At 63.6% G+C, this 3,555-nt stretch carries 4 protein-coding genes; all 4 read left to right on the top strand.

Annotated features, from left to right (window positions below; all coding sequences use genetic code 11):
* Window positions 1-266, top strand: a 266-nt coding sequence (gene ybeY, locus EOA60_RS24030) for an rRNA maturation RNase YbeY (protein WP_128312002.1), incomplete at its 5' end; no start/stop codon positions are given.
* 27 nt (window positions 267-293) lie between these two features.
* On the top strand, window positions 294-1,370 hold the full coding sequence (locus tag EOA60_RS24025; RefSeq protein WP_095824403.1) for a hemolysin family protein: 1,077 nt from the start codon (window positions 294-296) through the stop codon (window positions 1,368-1,370).
* A 9-nt stretch (window positions 1,371-1,379) separates the two neighbouring features.
* On the top strand, window positions 1,380-1,850 hold the full coding sequence (locus EOA60_RS24020; protein WP_095824233.1) for a VOC family protein: 471 nt from the start codon (window positions 1,380-1,382) through the stop codon (window positions 1,848-1,850).
* A gap of 96 nt (window positions 1,851-1,946) precedes the next feature.
* Complete coding sequence (lnt, locus tag EOA60_RS24015; RefSeq protein WP_066996322.1) at window positions 1,947-3,536, top strand: apolipoprotein N-acyltransferase; 1,590 nt, start codon at window positions 1,947-1,949, stop codon at window positions 3,534-3,536.
* The last annotated feature ends 19 nt before the right edge of the window (window positions 3,537-3,555 follow it).

The raw sequence follows: 3,555 nt of genomic DNA, 5'->3' as shown, positions 1-3,555 counted from the left end.
ACGTACTGTCTTTCCCGGCTTTTTCCGTCCCGACGGGCGCCGAGTTGCCGCCGATGCTGGGCGACATCGTGCTTGCTTCCGAGACGGTTGCGCGTGAGGCCGCACTGGAAGACAAGCCGCTGGCGAACCATATCACCCATCTCGTCATCCATGGCCTGCTGCATCTTCTGGGCCATGATCACGAGACCGACGCCGAGGCCGAGGAGATGGAAGCGATCGAGCGCGCGGCGCTTGCGAGGCTTGCCATTCCCGATCCCTACGCGTAACAAAAAAGACCAATTGACCTGATGGCGATGAACGACAAACCAGAAACTGCCGCCCGTCCGGACGCCGGCAGTGCGGCCAAGCCTTCCGAAAAATCGGAAGAGGGCTCCAGTCCGAGTATTCCGACCGGCAGCGTGGCCGCCGAGCCTCCGCATGCCGGTCCTTCTCTCTTCGATCGCGTGCTAGGCCTGTTCAGGCACCGCAACGGCACCAACCTGCGCGAGGAGATCGCCGACGCGCTGGCCGAGACGGCCACCGATGCCGAATCCTTCTCGCCCGGCGAACGTGCGATGCTCAACAACATCCTGCGGCTGCGCGAAGTGCGCGTCGAGGACGTCATGGTGCCGCGTGCCGATATCGAGGCGGTCGAGATCACCACCTCGCTTGGCGATCTGCTTGGCCTCTTCGAACAGTCCGGTCATTCCCGCATGCCGGTCTATTCCGAAACGCTCGACGATCCGCGCGGCATGGTCCACATACGCGACGTTCTCGCCCACATCACCAAGGTCGCCCGCGTCAAGAAGGGCCGGGCGAACAGGAAGGCCCAGGCGCCGACCATCCTCGATCTGGCCCAGGTCGATCTCGCCCGCACCATCGGCGATCTCGACCTGATCCGTCCGGTGCTGTTCGTGCCGCCATCGATGCTTGCTTCCGACCTGATGGGGCGCATGCAGACGACGCGGACCCAGATGGCGCTGGTCATCGACGAATATGGCGGCACCGACGGCCTCGCCTCGCTCGAGGACATCGTCGAGATGGTGGTCGGCGACATCGAGGACGAGCACGACGACGACGAGCCGATGATCACCCGGATCGGAGAGGGCGTGTTCGTGGTCGACGGCAAGGCCGAGATCGACGACGTCGCCAAGATGATCGGCGAGGATTTCGCCGCGGGCGAGCACGGTGAATATGTCGACACCATCGGCGGCATGATCTTCAACACGCTCGGCCGGGTTCCGGCCCGTGGCGAAGTGGTGCAGGCCATACCGGGCTTCGAATTCCACGTGCTCGACGCCGATCCGCGCCGCGTCAAGCGGGTGCGCATCGTGCAGAGCCCGAAGGGCGAACGGCAGCGCCGCCGCGCGGCGCGCACGGAGCAGGCCTGATATTCGCTCATGCCGATCGACGACCCGTTCAAGCACGCTGTCCTCGGCTCCGGCGTCTTCTATCAATATCCCCGCGCGGCTTTGGCCTGGCTTCAGGCGGCGTTCGGCTTCGAGCCGAGCATGCTGGCGAGCGACAGCGACGGGCGACTTGTTCATGCCGAAATGCGGTTCGGCGACGGCTATATCATCGTCGATGGCGAATGGGCCGCGCATATTGCCAGCCCCGCCTCTGTCGGCGGCAAGAACACGCAGTCGGTTTATATCCGATTGAGGGAAGACCTCGGCGCCCATTGCGAGAAAGCGCGCGCCGCGGGGGCAGAAATCGTTGAGGAGCCCATCGATCGTTTCTACGGCGAACGGCAATATCGAGCCCGCGATCCAGAAGGCCATGTCTGGACCTTCACACAGACCGTGCGCATTGTGCCCAAAGAGGAGGCCGAGCGACTGAGCGGCCTCAGCATTGAAGGGTGGCACCGTTAGCGCGACCGTGAATTTGTTGCGCTTACTCGTGTTTGGAGCATCCGGCTCGGCCTGTTAAATCTCTGGCTGCCTGATTCGCGCGACTTGGAAAGTTGAATGCAGCGCTTTGCCGGCCGGATAATTCTGCTGTGGGGGTGGCGGCGGTCGCTGGTAGCGTTTGTCGCGGGAGCGCTCGCGGTTCTCGCCCAGGCGCCTTACGATTTCTTCGCCGTCTGTTTCGTCTCGTTTCCGGTGCTTGTCTGGCTGCTCGACGGCGCCACCGGTGAAGCCTCCGACGGCTGGCTGCGTCGCCTTCGCCCGGCTTTCGCCATCGGGTGGTGGTTCGGCTTCGGCTATTTCCTCGCCGGCCTCTGGTGGATCGGCCAGGCCCTTCTTGTCGAGGCCGACAGCTTCGCCTGGGCGCTGCCCTTCGCCGTCGTCGGCATCCCCTTTGGGCTCGCCTTCTTCTATGGTTTTGCGACGCTCGTGGCGCGGCTTTGCTGGAGCAGTGATATCGGCCGCATCGCCGCACTTGCCTTCGGCTTCGGCCTTGCGGAATGGCTGCGCGATTTCCTGTTCACCGGCTTTCCCTGGAATGCCGTCGGCTATGCCGCAATGCCGGTGCCCCTCCTGATGCAAAGCGTGTCGGTGACGGGCATGATCGGCATGAACGCGCTCGCCGTTTTTGTCTTTTCCCTGCCGGCGCTTGTCGCGGCGCGCCGGCATCTCAGGCTGGGCTTGGCCTTGTTCGTCGCTCTCGTTGCCGCTCACGTCGGCTTCGGCTATTTCAGGCTTGCCGTCCCAGCCCCGCCGGCCACCCGCTCGATCGACGTGCGCATCGTTCAGCCCGCCGTCGACCTCACCGAGAAATGGGATGCCTCGGTGCGCGACCGCATCTTCGCCACGCTGATGGGGATTTCGGCGAAGGCACCGGAGCAAGGCCATGCCAAGCCGCAACTGATCCTGTGGCCGGAAACGTCCGTGCCGTTCCTGTTCACGGAGCGTCCGGACGCGCTGACGGCCTTGGGGGATATGCTGGGCGACGGCCAGATGCTGATTGCCGGCGTGGTGCGCGAGGAGGGTGGCGCAGGCAATGCCGGCAGCCGTTATTACAACTCCGTGGTGGCGATCAACGACAAGGGCGAGATCGTCGATGCTGTCGACAAGGTGCATCTGGTGCCGTTCGGCGAATATCTGCCTTTTGCCGGCCTGTTCGAGCGTTTCGGCATAGGTCAGCTCGTTGCCGGACCGATGAATTTCGCCGCCGGCAATGAACGCCATCCGATCGCGGTGCCGAACGGCCTGCGCGCCGTTCCGTTCATCTGTTACGAGGTCATCTTTCCTGACCTCGTTGCCATCGATGCAGCGTCATCCGAGCTTATTGTGAACGTCACCAACGACGCCTGGTTTGGCGACACGCCAGGCCCCTACCAGCACTTCAGGCAGGCGCAGATTCGTGCGGTGGAGAATGGAGTGCCTTTGTTGCGTGCGGCCAACAACGGCATCTCCGCCGTTGTCGATTCGCGTGGGCGCATCGTCGATGCCCTGGCGGTCGATGCGCGCGGCGCCATCGACGCCCATGTGCCGGTTTCCGGGCGCGCCCTGCTAACCGCCGATCAGCGGCGAATTAACGGATTGCTGATCATGTTGCTGTTTGCCCTCGCGGCCCTCACATTGAATGTAAGGCAGCGGCTACGGGTGAATTGACAGTCGGCACATTAGAAAC

Source organism: Mesorhizobium sp. M1A.F.Ca.IN.020.06.1.1, assembly GCF_004023265.1.
Classification (GTDB): domain Bacteria; phylum Pseudomonadota; class Alphaproteobacteria; order Rhizobiales; family Rhizobiaceae; genus Mesorhizobium.
Note: the sequence above shows the minus strand (reverse complement) of the source record. Positions and strands in the feature narration are given on the sequence as shown.